The sequence below is a fragment of the Streptomyces sp. NPDC032940 genome (assembly GCF_040636935.1).
Classification (GTDB): domain Bacteria; phylum Actinomycetota; class Actinomycetes; order Streptomycetales; family Streptomycetaceae; genus Streptomyces.
In genome coordinates this window covers 273,595-292,840 of the sequence record NZ_JBEZVJ010000004.1, presented here as the reverse complement: position 1 = coordinate 292,840, position 19,246 = coordinate 273,595, and the positions used below count along the sequence as shown (strand labels likewise).

General features: G+C 73.3%; 18 protein-coding genes. 10 read left to right on the top strand and 8 right to left on the bottom strand.

Annotation, left to right across the window (positions count from 1 at the left end; all coding sequences use genetic code 11):
• Positions 1–67: 67 nt before the first annotated feature.
• The 5 genes from AB0E77_RS08370 (at position 68) to rbsD (ending at position 5,996) form a co-directional block, all read left to right on the top strand.
• Positions 68–1,105, top strand: a complete 1,038-nt coding sequence (locus AB0E77_RS08370) for a LacI family DNA-binding transcriptional regulator (protein ID WP_361567351.1) — start codon at positions 68–70, stop codon at positions 1,103–1,105.
• Positions 1,102–2,637: a sugar ABC transporter ATP-binding protein gene (locus tag AB0E77_RS08365; RefSeq protein ID WP_361567349.1), complete on the top strand. Its 1,536-nt coding sequence runs from the start codon at positions 1,102–1,104 to the stop codon at positions 2,635–2,637. Before AB0E77_RS08370 ends, AB0E77_RS08365 begins: the two co-directional genes overlap by 4 nt.
• Positions 2,627–4,585, top strand: coding sequence for a substrate-binding domain-containing protein (locus tag AB0E77_RS08360; RefSeq protein ID WP_361567347.1), 1,959 nt, complete (start codon positions 2,627–2,629; stop codon positions 4,583–4,585). The genes AB0E77_RS08365 and AB0E77_RS08360 overlap by 11 nt, the downstream gene beginning before the upstream one ends.
• A gap of 75 nt (positions 4,586–4,660) precedes the next feature.
• Positions 4,661–5,566, top strand: a complete 906-nt coding sequence (locus tag AB0E77_RS08355) for a ribokinase (RefSeq protein ID WP_361567344.1) — start codon at positions 4,661–4,663, stop codon at positions 5,564–5,566.
• Between the two features lie 40 nt (positions 5,567–5,606).
• Positions 5,607–5,996, top strand: a complete 390-nt coding sequence (gene rbsD / locus AB0E77_RS08350; RefSeq protein WP_361567341.1) for a D-ribose pyranase — start codon at positions 5,607–5,609, stop codon at positions 5,994–5,996.
• Here rbsD and AB0E77_RS08345 read toward each other — a convergent pair.
• A complete protein-coding gene (locus AB0E77_RS08345; RefSeq protein WP_361567338.1) occupies positions 5,993–6,889 on the bottom strand; it encodes an NAD(P)-binding domain-containing protein in 897 nt (298 codons plus the stop codon). The genes rbsD and AB0E77_RS08345 overlap by 4 nt on opposite strands.
• Complete coding sequence (locus AB0E77_RS08340; protein WP_361567335.1) at positions 6,886–7,809, bottom strand: NAD(P)-binding domain-containing protein; 924 nt, start codon at positions 7,807–7,809, stop codon at positions 6,886–6,888. The genes AB0E77_RS08345 and AB0E77_RS08340 overlap by 4 nt, the downstream gene beginning before the upstream one ends.
• An 86-nt stretch (positions 7,810–7,895) precedes the next feature.
• On the opposite strand from AB0E77_RS08340, the gene AB0E77_RS08335 reads away from it, so the two are divergent.
• On the top strand, positions 7,896–8,273 hold the full coding sequence (locus AB0E77_RS08335; protein WP_361567332.1) for a helix-turn-helix domain-containing protein: 378 nt from the start codon (positions 7,896–7,898) through the stop codon (positions 8,271–8,273).
• A gap of 240 nt (positions 8,274–8,513) precedes the next feature.
• Positions 8,514–9,341: a sugar nucleotide-binding protein gene (locus AB0E77_RS08330; protein WP_361567329.1), complete on the top strand. Its 828-nt coding sequence runs from the start codon at positions 8,514–8,516 to the stop codon at positions 9,339–9,341.
• Here the strand turns inward: AB0E77_RS08330 and AB0E77_RS08325 are convergent.
• From AB0E77_RS08325 to AB0E77_RS08315, 3 genes are read right to left on the bottom strand one after another with little or no spacing between them, the layout of a single operon-like run.
• Positions 9,338–10,186, bottom strand: coding sequence for a sugar phosphate isomerase/epimerase family protein (locus tag AB0E77_RS08325; protein WP_361567327.1), 849 nt, complete (start codon positions 10,184–10,186; stop codon positions 9,338–9,340). The genes AB0E77_RS08330 and AB0E77_RS08325 overlap by 4 nt on opposite strands.
• The gene (locus AB0E77_RS08320; protein WP_361567324.1) at positions 10,183–11,334 is read right to left on the bottom strand and encodes a dihydrodipicolinate synthase family protein; all 1,152 of its coding nucleotides are present in this window, start codon (positions 11,332–11,334) and stop codon (positions 10,183–10,185) included. The genes AB0E77_RS08325 and AB0E77_RS08320 overlap by 4 nt, the downstream gene beginning before the upstream one ends.
• Entirely contained in the window at positions 11,331–12,482 is a 1,152-nt protein-coding gene (locus AB0E77_RS08315; protein WP_361567322.1) for a Gfo/Idh/MocA family oxidoreductase, read from the bottom strand. Before AB0E77_RS08315 ends, AB0E77_RS08320 begins: the two co-directional genes overlap by 4 nt.
• A gap of 256 nt (positions 12,483–12,738) precedes the next feature.
• On the opposite strand from AB0E77_RS08315, the gene AB0E77_RS08310 reads away from it, so the two are divergent.
• Positions 12,739–13,785: a LacI family DNA-binding transcriptional regulator gene (locus tag AB0E77_RS08310; RefSeq protein ID WP_361567320.1), complete on the top strand. Its 1,047-nt coding sequence runs from the start codon at positions 12,739–12,741 to the stop codon at positions 13,783–13,785.
• A 366-nt stretch (positions 13,786–14,151) separates the two neighbouring features.
• Positions 14,152–14,952: a sugar phosphate isomerase/epimerase family protein gene (locus tag AB0E77_RS08305; RefSeq protein WP_361567317.1), complete on the top strand. Its 801-nt coding sequence runs from the start codon at positions 14,152–14,154 to the stop codon at positions 14,950–14,952.
• On the opposite strand, the gene AB0E77_RS08300 is transcribed toward AB0E77_RS08305, so the two are convergent.
• The 3 genes from AB0E77_RS08300 to AB0E77_RS08290 form a co-directional block, all read right to left on the bottom strand.
• Positions 14,919–15,860: a DUF2637 domain-containing protein gene (locus AB0E77_RS08300; RefSeq protein WP_361567528.1), complete on the bottom strand. Its 942-nt coding sequence runs from the start codon at positions 15,858–15,860 to the stop codon at positions 14,919–14,921. The two genes, AB0E77_RS08305 and AB0E77_RS08300, sit on opposite strands and share 34 nt — an antisense overlap.
• 454 nt (positions 15,861–16,314) lie before the next feature.
• Positions 16,315–16,959, bottom strand: coding sequence for a GNAT family protein (locus AB0E77_RS08295; RefSeq protein ID WP_361567314.1), 645 nt, complete (start codon positions 16,957–16,959; stop codon positions 16,315–16,317).
• The gene (locus AB0E77_RS08290; RefSeq protein ID WP_361567312.1) at positions 16,880–17,875 is read right to left on the bottom strand and encodes an EamA family transporter; all 996 of its coding nucleotides are present in this window, start codon (positions 17,873–17,875) and stop codon (positions 16,880–16,882) included. Before AB0E77_RS08290 ends, AB0E77_RS08295 begins: the two co-directional genes overlap by 80 nt.
• 128 nt (positions 17,876–18,003) lie before the next feature.
• On the opposite strand from AB0E77_RS08290, the gene AB0E77_RS08285 reads away from it, so the two are divergent.
• On the top strand, positions 18,004–18,942 hold the full coding sequence (locus AB0E77_RS08285; RefSeq protein WP_361567309.1) for a LysR family transcriptional regulator: 939 nt from the start codon (positions 18,004–18,006) through the stop codon (positions 18,940–18,942).
• The last annotated feature ends 304 nt before the right edge of the window (positions 18,943–19,246 follow it).

Below are 19,246 nucleotides of genomic sequence, written 5' to 3'. Positions count from 1 at the left end.
TGCCAGCCCCCCGTGTAATCGATTCCAATCCTCCGTGTAATCGATTCCACGAGGAGGTGGAACGGCGATGGCGAGCATCAAGGACGTCGCCGCCGAGGCGGGCGTGTCCGTCGCGACGGTCTCGCGCGTCCTCAACGGCCACCCGTCCGTCAGCCCGGACGCACGCACGCGCGTGCTGGCCGCCGTCGAGGCGCTGGGCTACCGCCCGAACGCCGTCGCCCGGTCACTGCGCACCGCGCAGACCCGCACCCTCGGCCTGGTCATCAGCGACGTGCTGAACCCGTACTTCACCGAACTGGCCCGCTCCGTCGAGGAGGAGGCCCGCGCGCTCGGCTACAGCGTGATCATCGGCAACGCCGACGAGCGGCCCGACCTCCAGGACCACCACGTCACGACGCTGCTGGACCGCCGTATCGACGGCCTGCTCGTCTCCCCCACCGACGGCGGCTCCCCGCGCATGCTGGACGCCGCGCGGGCCGGTACGCCCATGGTGTTCGTCGACCGCTGGATCCCCGGCGTCGACGTGCCCGTCGTCCGGTCGGACGGGCGGGCGGCGGTACAGGACCTGGTCGCGCACCTGTACGCCCTCGGGCACCGGAGGCTCGCCATCATCGCCGGGCCCGCAGCCACCACGACCGGCCGCGAGCGCGTGGACGCCTTCCGCGAGGCGCTGGCCGCGTACGGACTCGGCCTGCCCGGCGCCTACATCGGCCAGGGCGACTTCCAGGCCGACAGCGGACGCCGGGTCACCGAGGGCTTCCTCGACCTGCCCGAGCCGCCCGAGGTCGTCTTCGCCGCCGACAACCTGATGGCGCTCGGCGCCCTGGACGCCGTACGCGCGCGCGGGATGCGCGTCCCCGACGACATCGCGCTCGCCGCGTTCGACGACATCCGCTGGTTCGTGCACACCGACCCGCCGGTCACCGCGATCGCCCAGCCCACGGGCGACCTCGGCCGGGCCGCCGTACGCGCGCTGGTCGACCGCATCGAGGGGCGGGCCGGCGCGTCCGTCACCCTCCCGGCGCGGCTCGTCGTGCGGCGCTCCTGCGGCGAGCCCGCCCGTACGCAAGAACACCCGTCCCCCGTACAAAGGAGTACGCCGTGAGCAGCCGCGATCCCGACGAGTTGCTGCGCATCGAGGGCATCCGCAAGACGTTCCCCGGTGTCGTCGCGCTCGACAGCGTCGACTTCGACCTGCGCCGGGGCGAGGTGCACGTGCTCCTCGGCGAGAACGGCGCGGGCAAGAGCACGCTGATCAAGATGCTCTCCGGCGCCTACACGCCCGACGCCGGGCGGATCCTGGCCGGCGGCGAGGAGGTGCGCATCAACGGTGCGCAGGACTCCGAGCGGCTCGGGATCGCCACGATCTACCAGGAGTTCAACCTCGTCCCCGATCTGACGGTCGCCGAGAACATCTTCCTGGGGCGCCAGCCGCGCCGCCTCGGGATGATCGACCGGAAGAAGATGGACGCCGACGCCGAGGTGCTGCTCGAGCGGGTCGGGGTGAAGGTGTCCCCCCGCGCGCGGGTGCGTGAACTCGGCATCGCACGGCTCCAGATGGTCGAGATCGCCAAGGCGCTCAGCCTGGACGCGCGCGTGCTCATCATGGACGAGCCGACCGCCGTGCTCACCTCCGAGGAGGTCGAGAAGCTGTTCGCGATCGTGCGGCGGCTGCGCGAGGACGGCGTCGGCATCGTGTTCATCACCCATCACCTGGAGGAGATCGCCGCGCTGGGTGACCGGGTCACCGTCATCCGGGACGGCAGGAGTGTCGGGCAGGTGCCCGCCTCCACGCCCGAGGACGAGCTGGTGCGGCTCATGGTCGGGCGGTCGATCGAGCAGCAGTACCCGCGCGAGCGCGGCGACGCCGGCGAGGCGCTGCTCCGGGTCGAGGGGCTGACCCGGAACGGCGTCTTCCACGACGTCGGCTTCGAGGTGCGGGCCGGTGAGGTCGTCGGCATCGCGGGGCTCGTCGGCGCCGGCCGGACCGAGGTGGTGCGTGCCGTGTTCGGCGCCGACCCCTACGACTCCGGGAGCGTGCACGTCGCGGGCGCGCCGCTGCGGCGGCACGACGTGAACGCCGCGATGGCGGCCGGGATCGGGCTCGTCCCCGAGGACCGCAAGGGGCAGGGGCTCGTGCTCGACGCCTCCGTCGAGGAGAACCTCGGGCTGGTGACGCTGCGGTCCACCGCCCGCGCCGGGCTGGTCGACCTCAAGGGCCGGCACGAGGCGGCGGCGCGGATCGCCGGGCAGCTCGGGGTGCGCATGGCCGGCCTCGGCCAGCACGTGCGGACCCTGTCCGGCGGCAACCAGCAGAAGGTCGTCATCGGCAAGTGGCTGCTGGCGAACACCAAGGTGCTGATCCTCGACGAGCCGACCCGAGGCATCGACGTGGGCGCCAAGGTCGAGATCTACCAGCTCATCAACGAACTGACGGCCGCCGGTGCCGCCGTGCTCATGATCTCCAGCGATCTGCCGGAGGTGCTCGGCATGAGCGACCGGGTCGTGGTCATGGCGCAGGGGCGCATCGCGGGCGAGCTGCCCGCCGAACACGCCACCCAGGACGCCGTGATGGCCCTCGCCGTCAGCAACCCCAGCACGACCAGCAACGGAACGGAGGCCTCCCGTGGCCACTGACACGCTCAAGAGCAAGCCGGGCGCGCCGGGCGCCACGGGCGGCCTGCGCCGCCTGCTCCTCGACAACGGCGCGCTGACCGCGCTGATCGTCCTCGTCGTCGCCATGTCGGCGCTGTCCGGGGACTTCCTGACCGCCGACAACCTCCTCAACGTCGGCGTCCAGGCCGCCGTGACCGCGATCCTGGCCTTCGGCGTCACCTTCGTCATCGTCTCGGCGGGCATCGACCTGTCGGTCGGCTCGGTCGCCGCGCTGTCGGCCACCGTGCTGGCGTGGAGCGCCACCGAGGCCGGGATGCCGGTGGTCCTCGCGGTGCTGCTGTCCGTCCTGACGGGCATCGCGTGCGGCCTGGTGAACGGTTTCCTCATCTCGTACGGGAAGCTGCCGCCGTTCATCGCGACGCTCGCCATGCTGTCGGTGGGGCGCGGTCTGTCGCTGGTCATCTCGCAGGGCTCGCCGATCGCCTTCCCCGACTCGGTCTCGCACCTCGGTGACACGCTGGGCGGCTGGCTGCCCGTGCCGGTGCTCGTGATGATCGTGATGGGCCTGCTCACGGCCTTCGTCCTCGGCCGGACCTACATCGGCCGCTCCATGTACGCCATCGGCGGCAACGAGGAGGCCGCGCGGCTGTCCGGCCTGCGCGTGAAGCGGCAAAAGCTCGCCATCTACGCCTTCTCCGGCCTGTTCGCCGCCGCGGCGGGCATCGTGCTCGCCTCCCGGCTGGCCTCCGCGCAGCCGCAGGCCGCGCAGGGCTACGAGCTGGACGCCATCGCCGCCGTCGTCATCGGCGGCGCCTCGCTCGCGGGCGGCACCGGCAAGGCCTCGGGCACGCTCATCGGCGCGCTGATCCTCGCGGTGCTGCGCAACGGCCTCAACCTGCTGTCCGTCTCCGCGTTCTGGCAGCAGGTCGTCATCGGTGTCGTCATCGCGCTGGCGGTGCTGCTGGACACGCTGCGCCGCAAGGCGGGGGCGACCACCCCGGCGGCCGGGGCGGCCGGTGACGGGGGCGGCCGGGGCAAGCAGGCCCTCACGTACGTCGTCGCGGCCGTCGTCGCCGTGGCGGTCGTCGGCGCGACCTCACTGCTGCACAACGGCTCCTCGTCGGGGAAGACGCAGAAGATCGGCCTGTCGCTGTCGACGCTCAACAACCCGTTCTTCGTGCAGATCCGGGCGGGCGCGCAGGAGGAGGCGAAGAAGCTGGGCGTGGACCTGACGGTCACCGACGCGCAGAACGACGCCTCGCAGCAGGCCAACCAGCTGCAGAACTTCACCAGCGGCTCGCTCTCCTCGGTCATCGTCAACCCGGTGGACTCCGACGCCGCCGGTCCCTCGGTGCGCGGCGCCAACAAGGCCGGCATCCCGGTCGTCGCGGTGGACCGCGGCGTCAACAAGGCGGACACGGCGGCGCTGGTCGCCTCCGACAACGTCGAGGGCGGTCAGCTGGGCGCCAAGGCGCTCGCCGAGAAGCTCGGCGGCAAGGGCACGATCGTCATCCTCCAGGGCCAGGCCGGCACATCCGCCAGCCGGGAGCGCGGGGCGGGCTTCGCGGCCGGTCTGAAGGCCTACCCGGCCATCAAGGTCGTCGCCAAGCAGCCCGCGGACTTCGACCGCACCAAGGGCCTGGACGTGATGACGAACCTGCTCCAGGCGCACCCCGACATCAACGGCGTCTTCGCGGAGAACGACGAGATGGCGCTCGGCGCGATCAAGGCGCTCGGCTCCAAGGCCGGCACGTCGGTCCAGGTCGTCGGCTTCGACGGCACGCCGGACGGGCTGAAGGCGGTCGAGGCGGGCACGCTGTACGCCTCCGTCGCGCAGCAGCCGAAGGAACTGGGCAGGATCGCGGTGCGGAACGCTCTGCGGGCGGCCGAGGGCGAGAAGGTGGAGAAGATGGTGAAGGTGCCGGTGAAGGTGGTCACCGAGGAGAACGTGGCCGGCTTCGAGGGCTGACACGGGCGCACGGGCGGGCGGTCACCGGACCGCCCGCCCGCATCACTGTGACCTACTCGGATCGGGGAGCGATTCATGTACGACTACGACCTGCTGGTCGTGGGGTCGGCCAACGCCGACCTGGTGATCGGTGTCGATCGGCGGCCGGGTGCCGGCGAGACGGTGCTCGGCTCGGACCTGGCCGTCCACCCGGGCGGCAAGGGCGCCAACCAGGCAGTGGCCGCCGCCCGCCTCGGCGCCCGTACGGCCCTGCTGGCCCGGGTCGGTGACGACTCCTACGGCCGGCTGCTGCTCGACTCGCAGCGGGCGGCCGGCGTGGACACGGTGGGCGTGCTGGTGGGCGGGGCGCCGACCGGCGTCGCGCTGATCACCGTCGACCCGTCCGGGGACAACAGCATCGTGGTCTCGCCGGGCGCCAACGGACGCCTGACGCCGGGTGACGTCCGGGCGGCCTCCAGCCTCTTCCACGCCTCCAGGGTCGTGTCGACGCAGCTGGAGATCCCGCTGGAGACGGTCGTGGAGGTGGTCGGGTGCATGGCGCCGGGCAGCCGCTTCGTGCTCAACCCGTCGCCGCCGCAGCCGCTGCCGCAGGAGGTGCTGGCCGCCTGCGACCCGCTGATCGTCAACGAGCACGAGGCGAAGGTGATCCTCGGCGCCGCGTGTGTGAGCGAACGCCCCGAGGACTGGGCCGGCCTGCTGCTGGCCAAGGGCCCGCGCTCGGTGGTCGTCACCCTGGGCGCGGAGGGCGCGCTGGTCGCCTCGGCGGCCGAGGGCGTCCGCCGGGTGCCGTCGGTGAAGGTGGAGGCCGTGGACACCACGGGCGCCGGTGACGCGTTCACGGCTGCACTGGCCTGGCGGCTCGGCACGGGTGCGTCGCTCGCCGAGGCGGCGTCCTACGCGGCCCGGGTGGGCGCGGCGGCGGTCACGAAGGCGGGGGCGCAGGTGTCGTACCCGACGGCGGCGGAGGTCGAGGCGCTGTGAGGCGGGGGACTGCGACGAGGCGAGTGAAGAGGAAAGCACCGTGAAGAAGTCCGGCATACTCAACCGCCACCTCGCCGGCGCCCTGGCCGAACTCGGCCACGGCGACGGCGTGCTGGTCTGCGACGCGGGCATGCCCGTCCCGGACGGCCCGCGCGTCGTCGACCTGGCCTTCCGGGCGGGCGTGCCCTCCTTCGCCGAGGTCCTGGACGGCCTGCTGGCCGAGCTGGTGATCGAGGGCGCGACGGCGGCGACGGAGATCCGGGACGCCAACCAGGAGGCGGCGGCCCTCCTGGCCGGCCACTTCCCGGACCTGTCCCTGGTCCCGCACGCCCGCCTCAAGGACCTCTCGGCCCGCGCCCGCCTGGTGGTCCGCACGGGCGAGGCCCGGCCGTACGCGAACGTGCTGCTGCGGTGCGGGGTGTTCTTCTAGGCCCCCGCATCCGCCCCCGGTGTGCGGATGGCGTCGATGATGCGGGTCCAGTTGTCCTTCCCGTGGCCGTCGTTGATCGCACGCCGGTAGTGCGCCTGGACGGCGCGCGGGAGGGTGAGGTCGATGCCGGCGGCGGTGCTGGTGGCGACGATGTGGTCGGCGGTGGCGCCCATCATGGTCACCGTGCTCAGGTGGCCCGGGTGTTCGCCGGCATCGATCTGGGCGCCGATGTTCTCGCCGGCCTGGAGCATCGCCGGGATGTCGGTCAGCGTCCTCATCAGCTCCGTGACCGCCTCCTTCGCGGTGATGCCGGCCGAGCCCAGCAGCGCGGTGGCGTGCAGGAGCGAGGACAGGCTCGTCAGGAAGACGTCGAGGTGGGCCTGGTACATCAGCTGGGCCAGGCCGGGGTCCGCGCCGAGGTGGCGGGGTGTTCCGATCCGGGCCAGGGTCGCGCGGTGGGTCTCGAAGGCCTCGGCCGGTCCGCTGTAGTAGACGTACGCCGCCTCGGTGCCCACCATCGCCGCGGGCACCATCACGCCGCCGGTCACGAAGTGCGCCCCGTGTCCGGCCGCCCAGTCCGCGGCCTCGCGGGCGCGGTCGGGGGTGTCCGAGCTCAGGTTGACGATCGTGCGGCCGTCCAGTGTCCCGGTCGCGGTCCCCAGGACGTCGTACATCGCCTGGTAGTCGGTGAGGCTGAGGATCACCAGCTCGCCGGCGGCGACCGCGTCGGCGGGCGAGGCGGCCGGGGTGGCACCGTCGGCCACGACGCCCTCGGCCCGGCCGGGGGTGCGGTTCCAGACGGTGACCGGGTGGCCGGCGGCGAGCAGGGTGCGGACCATGGCCTGGCCCATCGGGCCCAGGCCGATGAGGGTGACGGGGGTGGCGGCGTTCATGCGGCGGCTCCTTCGGTGGAAACGGCTTGGGAGCCGGCGGCGCGGAGGCCCTCGTAGACCCTGGAGAAGCTCTCCGCGCCGTGGCCCGCGGCGATCTGTCGGCTGATCAGTGCCTGGACGGCGGCGATCGGGGCGGGATCGACGCCCTGCTCCTCGCTGGTGCGCACGATGTGCGAGAGGTCGGAGAAGTCCAGGCTCTGCTGGCCGGGGACCGTGTAGTCGCCGCCGTCGACGACCTTCGCGTAGTCGGCGAGGCCGTGGGTCATCGCGGAGAGGAACGGTGCCTGGCGGGCGGCGAAGTCGGACGCGGTCATCCCCGTGGAGGCGACCATCGCCGCGCCGTGGAAGAAGCCGGCGAACATCTGGTACATCCCCGACAGCATCGCCAGGTCCACCAGCGAGGCCCGGCCGGCGTCCGCGCCGTGGTACTCGGCCGGGGCCCAGACGTCGAGGACGGGCAGGAGGGTCTCGTACGCCGTCCGCGAGCCGCTGTACAGGATCCGGCCCTCGCGGGTGCCGATCATGGCGGGCACGGCCATGACGGCGCCGTCGAGGTAGTCGACGCCGTGTCCGGCCGCCCAGGAGGCGAGGGCGCGGGCCTCGCCGGGCGTGGTGGTGGTGAGGTTGACGAGGGTGCGGCCGCGCAGTTCGTCCGCGACCGGGCCGAGGGTCTCCTGGACGGAGGGGAGCGTGAGCAGGCAGGCGACGACCACCGGGCTCGCCGTGACGGCCTCGCGGACCGCGCCCGCGGCACGGGCGCCGTGGGCCACCAGGCCCCTGGCGCGGTCGGGGGTCCGGTTCCAGACGGTCACGGAGCGGCCGGAGCCGAGCGACGCGGTCGCCAGGGCACTGCCCATCGCGCCGAGGCCGAGCATGCTGATGTCGGTCGTACGGACTTGATTTCGTGTGGATTCAGGCACGTCGACCATGCTCCGCAACGCGGTATCGTCGCGGAAGTACCCACTATTTACTGCGGTACTTACCTTTTGGTAAGCAGGGAGGTTCCATGGCGAAGGCACCCCGCAACGGCCCTTACATGTGCGGTATCGACGCGGCACTGGACGTCGTCAGCGGCAAGTGGAAGGGCCTCGTGCTGTGGGAGCTGCACACCCACGGTGTCCGGCGCTTCGCCGAGCTGCGGCGCGCGCTGCCGGGCGTGAGCGAGAAGATGCTGACGCAGCATCTGCGTCAGATGGAGGAGGACGGCCTCGTCCACCGCAGGGTCTACGCGGAGGTCCCGCCGAAGGTGGAGTACTCCCTGACCGAGGCGGGCGCGGCGCTCAACGAGGCCCTGCAGCCGCTCGGCGAGTGGGGGCGTGAGCGGATCAGCCGGGACGGTCTCGCCGTCGTCGTCACCGACACCGGTGCCGCCGCCCATGCGTAGGGGGTCCGGTCACTGACCGGACCCCCTCTGCTTCCCTCCCCCTCAGGCCCCCCGCGATCCCCCCGGATCTCCCCCCGCAGGCGTCCTGATGCCCTGTAGGACCCGCGGGGTGCGGGGAGGGTTGCACGGGGCGCGCAAGATTTTTGGCCGACCGGGCCGACCGAGCCGACCAGGCCGACGGTGCCGAGCACCGTGGCCAGGAGATCTCGTGAGGCGGCTGCTGCCCTACTGTGTCGCCTCATGACGGTCCTGATCATCGGCGGCAGCGGGTTCCTGGGCGCGGAGCTGGTCCGGCAGGCGGTGGCGGCCGGGTACGTGACGGCGGCGACCTTCGCGACCCGGCCCGGCGGCGCACCGGGAGTCGCCTGGCACGCGCTCGATCTGTGTGATCCCGAACGCGTCGAGGCGGTCGTGGCCGAGGTCGGTCCACGCTTCGTCGTCAACGCCACGAGCGGCGCCGCCGACTGGGCCGTCACGGCCGAGGGCCCGGTCCGGCTGGCGATGGCCGCGGCGACGTACGGCTTCCGTCTGGTGCACGTCTCGAGCGACGCGGTGTTCTCGGGCGCTCGCGTCCACTACGACGAAGCCTGTCTCCCCGACCCCGTCACGCCCTACGGCGCGGCAAAGGCCGCGGCGGAGACGGGTGTTCGCCTCGTGTGCCCGGATGCCGTCGTGGCCCGCACGTCGCTGATCATCGGCGACCGGCGCTCCGCGCACGTCCGCGCGGTGCACGACCTCGCCGCCGGCGTTCGCGACGGCGCGCTGTTCACCGACGACATCCGCTGCCCCGTCCATGTCGCCGACCTCGCCGCCGCCCTGCTGGAACTCGCGGCCTCCGAGGAGTGCGGCGTTCGCCATCTGGCAGGACCGGAGGCGGTGAGCCGCCACGAACTCGGCACCCTGATCGCCGGACGCGACGGGCTCGACGCCTCCCGCCTGCCCACCGGTCTGCGGGCAGAGAGCGGGCTTCCCGGGGCCCTCGACGTGCGGCTCGACAGCCGGGCCACGCAGCGCACGCTGCGCACCACACTGCGCGGCGCCCGGGAGTTCCTCGCCCCGGCGTTCTAGGCGGCGTGTTCCGCGAAGCGTCGTGCCGTCTCCGCCAGCACCTCCCGTCCGTCCCTCGCCCACAGGGCGTCGTTGAAGAGTTCGACCTCGATCGCGCCCGTGTAACCGGCCGACTCCACGTAGGACTTCCACTCGCGCATGTCGATCGCGCCGTCGCCGATCTGGCCGCGGCCGTTGAGGACGCCCTCCGGGAGGGGGGTCGTCCAGTCGGCGAGCTGGAAGGTGTGGATGCGGCCGCCCGCTCCGGCGCGCGCGATCTGCGCCGGGGCCTGGTCGTCCCACCAGATGTGGTACGTGTCGACCGTGACGCCGACCTGGTGGGCGGGGAAGCGTTCCGCGAGGTCCAGGGCCTGGGTGAGGGTGGAGACCACGCAGCGGTCCGAGGCGAACATCGGGTGCAGCGGCTCGATGGCGAGGCGTACGCCGTGCTCTTCGGCGTAGGGAGCCAGTTCCGCGAGGGCGTCGGCGATGCGTCCGCGGGCCGCCGGCAGGGACTTGGTGCCGGGCGGGAGACCGCCCGAGACCAGGACCAGGGTGTCGGTGCCGAGGGTGGCGGCCTCGTCGACCGCGCGGCGGTTGTCGGCGAGGGCGCGGGCGCGTTCGTCCGGGTCCGTTGCCGTGAGGAAGCCGCCCCGGCACAGGGTGGTGACGTTCAGGCCCGCGTCGCGGACCAGCTTGGCCGCCGCCTCGACGCCGTACTCCTGGACCGGCTCGCGCCACAGGCCGACGTTGCCGATGCCCAGCTCGGCGCAGGCGGCGGTGAGTTCGGGGAGGGTCAGCTGCCTGACCGTCATCTGGTTGATGCTGAAGCGGGACAGGGCGGCCCGCTGTGCGTCGGCGGTCATCCGGTCACTCCGTACAGCGCGAGAAGGGTTCGCATGCGTTCCTCGGCCAGCTTCGGGTCCGGGAACAGGCCGAGGCCGTCGGCGAGTTCGTAGGCGCGGGCGAGGTGCGGCAGGGAGCGGGCCGACTGGAGGCCGCCCACCATCGTGAAGTGACCCTGGTGGCCGGCCAGCCAGGCGAGGAACACCACGCCCGTCTTGTAGAAGCGGGTGGGGGCCTGGAAGAGGTGGCGGGAGAGGGGGACCGTGGGGTCGAGGAGGGCGCGGAAGCCCTCCGTGTTCCCGGTGTCCAGGACGCGGACCGCCTCCGCCGCCAGGGGTCCCAGCGGGTCGAAGATGCCGAGCAGGGCGTGGCTGAAGCCCTGGTCGTCGCCGGCGATCAGCTCGGGGTAGTTGAAGTCGTCGCCCGTGTAGCAGCGCACGCCCTGCGGCAGGCGGCGGCGCAGGCCGACCTCGCGCCGGGCGTCGAGGAGGGAGACCTTGATGCCGTCGACCTTGTCGGGGTGAGCGGCGATGACCTGCAAGAACACGTCCGTGGCCGTGTCCAGGTCGGACGAGCCCCAGTAGCCCTCCAGCGCCGGGTCGAACATCGGGCCCAGCCAGTGCAGGATCACCGGCTCGGCGGACTGGCGCAGCAGGTGGCCGTAGACCTCCAGGTAGTCCTCGGGGCCCCGGGCCGTGGCGGCGAGGGCGCGGGACGCCATCACGATGGCCTGCGCGCCCGACTCCTCCACCACCGTGAGCTGTTCCTCGTAGGCCGCCCGGACCTCGGCGAGGGTGCCGGCGGTGAGCTGGTCCGTGCCCACGCCGCAGGCGATACGGCCGCCGACCGACTTGGCCTCGGCGGCCGAGCGGCGGATCAGTTCGGCCGCGCCGGCCCAGCCCAGGCCCATGCCGCGCTGTGCGGTGTCCATCGCCTCGGCGACGCCGAGTCCGTGCGACCACAGGTGGCGGCGGAAGGCGAGGGTGGCGTCCCAGTCGACGGCGGCGGGCCCGTCGGGCGTGGTGTCCGCGAACGGGTCGGCGACGACGTGGGCCGCGGAGAAGACCGTGCGCGAGGTGAAAGCGCTTCCCGTGGAGAGGGCCAGGGGTTCGGTGCGCGGCTCGTAGGCGCGCAGGGTGCCGTTCGCGTCGGGCAGGTGGAGGGTCACAGCGCGATCTCCGGTACGTCGAGGCGGCGGCCCTCGGCCGAGGACTTCAGGCCCAGTTCGGCGAGCTGGACGCCGCGGGCGCCGGCCAGCAGGTCCCAGTGGTAGGGGGCGTCGGCGTAGACGTGGCGCAGGAACAGCTCCCACTGGGCCTTGAAGCCGTTGTCGAACTCGCCGTTGTCCGGGACCTCCTGCCACTGGTCGCGGAAGACCTCGGTGGCGGGGATGTCCGGGTTCCAGACCGGCTTCGGGGTGGCGGAGCGGTGCTGGACGCGGCAGTTGCGCAGGCCCGCGACCGCGGAGCCCTCGGTGCCGTCGACCTGGAACTCCACCAGTTCGTCGCGGTTGACGCGGACCGCCCAGGACGAGTTGATCTGGGCGATCGCGCCGCCTTCGAGCTCGAAGACGCCGTACGCGGCGTCGTCGGCGGTGGCGTCGTAGGGCTTGCCGTTCTCGTCCCAGCGCTGCGGGACGTGGGTGGCGGTCAGGGCCTGGACGGAGGTCACCCGGCCGAACAGCTCGTGGAGGACGTACTCCCAGTGCGGGAACATGTCGACGACGATGCCGCCGCCGTCCTCGGCGCGGTAGTTCCACGAGGGGCGCTGCGCGGACTGCCAGTCGCCCTCGAAGACCCAGTAGCCGAACTCGCCGCGCACGGACAGGACGCGGCCGAAGAAGCCGCCGTCGATGAGGCGCTTGAGCTTGAGCAGGCCGGGGAGGAAAAGCTTGTCCTGGACGACGCCGTGCTTGATGCCGGCCGCGTTCGCCAGCCGGGCGAGCTCCAGGGCCCCCTCCAGGCCGGTGGCGGTCGGCTTCTCGGTGTAGACGTGCTTGCCCGCGGCGATCGCCTTCTTGATCGCCTCCTCGCGGGCCGAGGTCACCTGGGCGTCGAAGTAGATCTCGACGCCGTCGTCGGCGAGGACCGCGTCCAGGTCGGTGGAGACGTGCTCCAGGCCGTGCCGCTCGGCCAGGTCCCGGAGCGCGTGCTCGCGGCGGCCGACCAGGACCGGCTCCGGCCACAGCACGGTGCCGCCGCCGAGGTCGAGGCCGCCCTGCTCGCGGATGGCCAGGATGGAGCGGACGAGGTGCTGCCGGTAGCCCATGCGTCCGGTCACACCGTTCATGGCGATACGCACCGTCTTGCGTGTCACGTCGTTCCCTTCGTACGCGGTCCGCGCGCCGCATACGCCGACGTTCGGGACGGGCGTTACAGCAAGCGCTTTCTATTCACTGTGAAGCTAGCCTGTGGACGGCGGTCCGGACAAGACCGCGACCGGGGCGAGTTGTTCGAGCGGGCGAACAGCGGCGGGCGGTGGCCGTAGGGTCTGCACGGAACCGGGCCGGGCCCGGGCCCGTGTAACCCGTGTACGAAGGCGTACGACGAGAGCGCGACCGGAGGACGAGGACATGACGGTGACACTGGCGGACGTGGCGGCCCGCGCCCAGGTCTCCCCCGCGACGGTGTCGCGCGTGCTGAACGGGAACTATCCCGTGGCCGCCTCCACCCGGGAGCGGGTGCTCAAGGCGGTCGACGAGCTGGACTACGTGCTCAACGGCCCCGCGAGCGCGCTGGCCGCGGCGACGTCCGACCTGGTGGGGATCCTGGTCAACGACATCGCCGACCCCTTCTTCGGGGTGATGGCCGGCGCGATCCAGTCCGAGATCGGGGGGCCGGGCGGCAGAGCCGGCGGCGAGAGACTCGCCGTGGTCTGCAACACCGGCGGCGCCCCGGAGCGCGAGCTGACCTACCTCACCCTGTTGCAGCGCCAGCGCGCCGCGGCCGTCGTGCTGACCGGCGGGGCGATGGAGGACGCGGCGCACCAGACGGCGGTGGCGGCGAAGCTGCGCAAGCTGTCGGAGGCCGGGACGCGGGTGGTGCTGTGCGGTCGGCCGCCGGCGCCGGGGACCGGGGCGATCGCGCTGACCTTCGACAACCGCGGGGGCGGCCGGGAGCTGACCGAGCACCTGATCGGGCTCGGGCACCGGCGGCTCGGGTACATCGCGGGCCCCGAGGAGCGGACCACGACCCGGCACCGGCTGGAGGGGCACCGGGCGGCGCTCGCCGCGCACGGCATCGAGGAGGACGCCCGCTGGACGGTCCACGGGCGCTACGACCGGCAGTCCGGCTACGAGGCCACGCTGGAGCTGCTGCGCCGGGACCCGTCCCTGACGGCGGTCGTCGCCGCGAACGACACCGTCGCGCTGGGGGCGTGCGCGGCGCTGCGGGACTCCGGGCTGCGGATCCCGGCGGACGTGTCGGTGGCCGGCTTCGACGACCTGCCGTTCAGCATCGACGCGGTGCCCGCGCTGACGACGGTCCGGCTGCCGCTGGCGGAGGCCGGGGCGCGGGCGGGGCGGATCGCGATGGGACGCGAGGAGGCACCGCCCGGGGGGATCGCGACGGTGCGGGGGGAGTTGATGGTGCGGGGGTCCTCCGGGGGGCCGCGGGAGTAAGGGTGCCGCTGGTTTGCGCGGTGCCCGGCGTTCGCGCGGGCCCTCGGTGAGGGTGCCGCTGGTTTGCGCGGTGCCCGGCGTTCGTGTCGGCGTCGCCGGGGCTGCCGCCCCCGGGCCCCCGCTTCGGCCTGGGCGGCCTCGTCCTCAAACGCCGGACGGGCTGGATGTCGCCGTCCCGCGTCTCAGGAGGGCCACCCCGAGACGCCGAGCGGACCGGGATGCGCCCTCCCGCGCCTCGAGAAGGTGAGGCCCGCCGGGACCGCGACAGGACTGGCCGAAGGCACACCCCCGCCCCGGGACGGCTTCGCCCGCGACACCGCCCCGAAGCGGGAATCCGCGGGCCGATCGCGGGTAGGGTCCCCGGGCATGAAGCTGGCGTTCTCCACCCTCGGTCTGCCCGGACTGCCCCTGCCCGACGTGCTGCGGCTCGCGACCGCGCACGGATACCACGGTGTCGAACTGCGCGCCCACCCCGAGGAGCCGGTCAACCCCGGCCTCTCCCCCGCCGAACGGGCCGATGCCGCCGCCGCGTTCGAGGCGGCCGGTGTCGAGGTGCTCACCGTCGCCGGGTATGTGCGGGTCGCCGCGCCCGGGGACGACGACGCCGTCGTCGCCGAGATCCGCGACCTGGTCGATCTGGCCCGCGACCTGGGCGCCTCGTACGTCCGGGTCTTCCCCGGCGCCGACGGCGGCCAGAGCCCCGGGGAGGCCGACGCGACGGCCGCCCGGCGTCTGGGCACCGCCGCCGAGCACGCCACCGACGCGGGGGTGCGCATCCTGCTGGAGACCCACGACTCGCACCGCACCGGCGCCGACGCGATGCGCGTGCTCGGTCTGGTCGGTCACCGGCAGGTCGGCGCGCTGTGGGACGTCATGCACACCTGGCTGGGCGGCGAGCAGCCCCTGGACACCTACGCGGCCCTGTCCCCGCACCTCGGGTACGTGCAGGTGAAGGACATCGCCTCCGTCGAGGACACCACGCCGCTCCCGCTCGGCGCGGGTGTGCTGCCGCTCGCCGAGTGCGTCGAGGTGCTCTCCCGCGGGGGCTGGGACGGCTGGCTGTGCTGGGAGTACGAGAAGCGCTGGTACGAGGCGGCGGCCCCGCTGCCCGGGCTGCTGGACGGGGGCCGCCGTCACCTGGACCGGCTGCTCAACGAGTCGGCCTGACGGCCGGCGCGCCGGGGCTGCGGGAAGGGGCCGGGCGTGCGCTGCCGCGCCTGGTTGCGCAGGGGCCGGTTGTCGCTGATCACGTACGTCTTCGGTGTGGGCTCCTGCGGCCGGTCCGCCGCCGGCCGGTGACCGCCGGCGGACCGGGTGCCGTCGCGCCGCGCGCCCGGAGCTCCCGGGGTGCCGGCGGGCCGGTCCGGGGCCGGGTCGGCCGGCCTCGCCGTGTCGGACCCTTCCGGGGACGAGGGCCGCATGCGGTGCCGGGGTGCCACGGCGCGCCGAGGCGGGCGGGTCAGTGTGATCTGGCGTACGAGCTGCTGGAAGCAGGTCAGCGACGCCAGGCCCGGCAGGGCGGCGGCGGCCACGTCGATGACGGTTCTGGGCGTCTGGGCGGCCACGCACAGGAGCATCGCGATGAGCGAGAACGCCAGGACGACGCACCAGGAGTGAACGGCCCGGCGCCGGTGCAGCGCCGCCCGCAGGACCGACAGCGAGGCCGCGAGCCAGGGGCCGTAGACGAGCAGGGGCCACCACGACACGGCGCCGGACTGAAGGCGGGTCAGGGCGACGACGCGCAGGGGGTCGTAGGCGACCATGCCGCCGAAGAGGCTGACCGCGGAGGCGATGACGGTGATGGCAGCGGCGATGACGTAGCTGACCGCCTGGAGTCCTCGCGGGCCGCGCCGCTCCCGCACCTTGCGGTGGCTGCGGCCGGACGCTCTCAGCGGAGGCAGCTCGGCCGTGATCTCCTCGAGGTTCTGCAGGGGGCTGCCCGGGGCCGGTGCCTGGGGCACTTCCGGGGGTTCGTCCGGGGGAAACGGGCTCTCGGGGAGCTGTTCCTCCAGGGCGTCCTGCAGCATGAAGGCCAGCTCTTCGGCCGGGTCCCAGGACATGTCGGGGAGGGGCATCGACAGGTCGTCGGCGGGAGCGCGGTGACGGCCGTGGCCGGGCTCGTGGTAAGGGGTGCCGTAGGGGGAGAAATCCGGTCCGTAATACAGTTCCTCGTCGTGCACGGCCCGATCACTCGGCCCGCGAGAAGACGGGCCGTTCCCGCATGGTGGCCCACCGGGCGGCGAGGTCTTCCCGGAGCTCGCCCACGGCATTCGGGAAATCCCGCAGAATCGGCTCGGTCTCCCTGAGCGCGACGGGTGTTCCGCCCTGCTCCCCCGCCGTGCTCGTCCGTCCGGAAGCCCAAGGAGGACACTTCCCCCCAGATACCTTGGTCATGCCCTCACTAACGTCGGCCGCCTCATCCGGATGCGCGGCAAACGAGTGAAGGTTTATCCAGACAAGTAGTTCGTAAGGGTGTCCGCCCGGCCGTTCGCCTGACGCTTCAAATCCTTCTTTCGTTTCAAGAAGAAATCAGGCGCGGTGGAATTCCCGGCCGCCCGGCAGCGACGCGACCCGGGTCTCCAGCCGTGCCCGGCACTGCGGCCATTCCGCGGCCGTGACCGAGTAGACCGCGGAGTCGCGCAGCCGTCCCTCCTCGCCCGGCACGCGGGAGACGGACCAGTTGCGCAGGACGCCCTCGAAGCGGGCGCCGACCGACTCGATGGCCGCGCGTGAGCGGCTGTTGCGGGCATCGGTCTTCAGGTCGACCCGGGAGACGCCCCAGACCTCGAAGGCGTGCCGGAACAGGAGGAACTTGGCCTCGGTGTTGATGCCGGTGCCCTGGGCGGAGCGGGCCAGCCAGGTGAAGCCGACCTCGACGGCGTCGAGCGCGTCCTCCGTCAGCCACGACCGCGGATCCCAGTACGCCGTGGCGCCGACCGCCCGTCCCGTGGCGAGGGAGATCTGCGCGAAGGGCGCCAGCCGTCCCGTGGCCGCCCGGGCCGCCTGGACCTCGAGGTAGGAGCCGACCTCGCCGGCCCGGGGCACCCAGGTGAAGCCGTAGGTGCCGCGCTCCTCCTCCGCCGCCAGGGCGAGGTCAGCCGCGTGCCGCGGGCCCAGCGGCTCCAGCCGCACCGACGTGCCTTCGAGTACCGGTGCCTTCAGTGCGAACGTCACCGGCCGGATTCTGCCGTCCGCTCCCACTCACGTCGAACGGGTTTTCCTCCCGGCGCGGACGGCGGGTCACCGTCACCGAGGTCAGCGCCACCCCGCCCACCAGCAGGGCCCCCGCGCACCAGCGCAACGGGGTCACCGGCTCGCCCAGGAAGAGCGCCGCCGACGTCATCCCGAAGACCGGGACCAGGAGGGAGAACGGCGCGACCGTGGAGGCGGGGTGACGGCGCAGCAGCCAGCCCCAGGCACCGAAGCCGAAGACCGTCGAGACCCAGGCGACGAAGAGCAGCGTGCCCGCGCCCTGCCAGTCCATGCCGCGCAGGGCGTCGAGGTCCCGGGAGGCGCCCTCCGTCAGCACGGACAGGGCGAGGAGCGGCAGGACGGGGACGGTCGAGACCCACACCATGAAGTTCAGCGCGTCGGGCGGGGCCGCCTTGCGGGTGAGGACGTTGGACACGCCCCAGGCCGCCGCCGCGGCGATCACCAGGGCGAAGGCGCCCAGCGGGCCGGAGGTGCCCTCGTCGACCGCCGCCACGCCGATGCCCGCGCAGGCCACGACCATGCCCAGCACCCGGATGCCGGTGGGGCGTTCGCCCAGTACCGCCGCCGCGATCACCGCCGTGAACACCGCCTGGATCTGGAGTACCAGGGACGACAGACCGGCCGGCATCCCGGCGTCCATGCCGACGAAGACCAGGCCGAACTTCGCCACGCCGAGCACCAGGCCCACCGCCACGATCCATTTCCAGGCCACCTTGGGGCGGCCCACGAGGAAGACGGCGGGCAGGGCCGCCACCAGGAAGCGCAGGGCGGAGAAGAGGAGGGGCGGGAAGTGGTCGAGGCCGATCTCGATGACCGTGAAGTTGACGCCCCAGACGGCGGCGACGAACACGCCGAGAGCGAGGTGAGAAGGTCGCATGCGTCGAGGATCACCCCCCGCAACCGTGTAGCACCAGCGATGATTGCTGCATGGTTGGATGAAGCAACGCTGAGCAAAGCAAGCCCGTCACAGCACCGCCGATCTCTCACTCGCGTCCGGGAGCCGAGATGCTCGATCTGCAGCGCCTGCGCGCACTGCACGCCGTCTCCGTGCACGGCACCGTCGGCGCGGCCGCCGCCGCGCTCGGCTTCACCCCGTCCGCCGTCTCCCAGCAGATCGCCAAGCTGGAACGGGAGACCAGGACGGTCCTCCTCGAGCGCGAGGGACGCGGGGTGCGGCTCACCGACGAGGCGCGTCAACTGGCCGCCGCGGCACGCGAGCTGATGGCCATCGTGGAGCGCACGGAGACCGAACTGGAGGAGCGGCGCGGGGTGCCCGCGGGGCGGCTGACCGTCGCCGCGTTCCCGTCGGCGGCGCGCGGGCTGATGCCGCCCGTGCTGGCCGACCTGGCGGCCCGCCACCCCGCGCTCGACACCCGGCTGAGCGAGGCCGATCCGCACCTGTCCGTGGACCTGGTGGCGAAGGGCGCCGTCGACCTCGTCGTCGCGCACGACTGGGACATCGCGCCGCTGCCCGCCCCGGCCGGGGTGGAGCAGGCGGCGATCGGCGAGGACCTGTGCGACCTGCTCGTCCCCGAGGGGCATCCCTTCGCCGGGCGAGGAGCGGTGCGGCGACAGGAGCTGGGCGGGCAGCGCTGGATCTGCCAGCCGCCCGGCCGGGTCTGCCACGACTGGCTGGTGCGGACCCTGCGGATGGCCGGGCACGAGCCGGACATCGTCCACCAGGCCGACGAGAACCCGACCCTGGTCGCCCTGGTCGCCGCCGGTCTCGGCATCGCGGTGATCCCCCGGCTGGGGCGCGGCCCGCTGCCCGCCGGGGTGGTGGAGGTCCCGCTCGACCCTATGCCTGTACGGCGGCTGTACGCGCTGTGGCGCGCGGGGGCCGCCCGGCGTCCGGCGATCGCGGAGACCGTGCGCGCCCTGCGTGCGCACTGGCCGGCCGTCTCCGCGCACGCCGCCCCGGCAGCGGCCCGGGCGTCCGGCTGAGCCCACGGCACCACGGGCACCACGGGCACCACGGGCACCACGGGCACCTCAGGCACCCTCGGCACCGATTTCGATTCCCGGCCCCGCGCCGGGAACCCCGACCGGCCTTCCGTCGTCCAATGCGCACGTTGCCGGAAGAGTCTCCGCGGTGCGGTGTCGGCCTCGCTGCTGGCTGCGATCGCTGACCTCCCTCTCCTCCGCACCGCGGCCGGCAGCCCGCCGCCATCGGCGCGCCCCCCTCCCTGTGCGCCGATGGCGGCCCCCGGACCCGCCCCGCCGCCCGCTGCCCGGACGACTCGTGTGC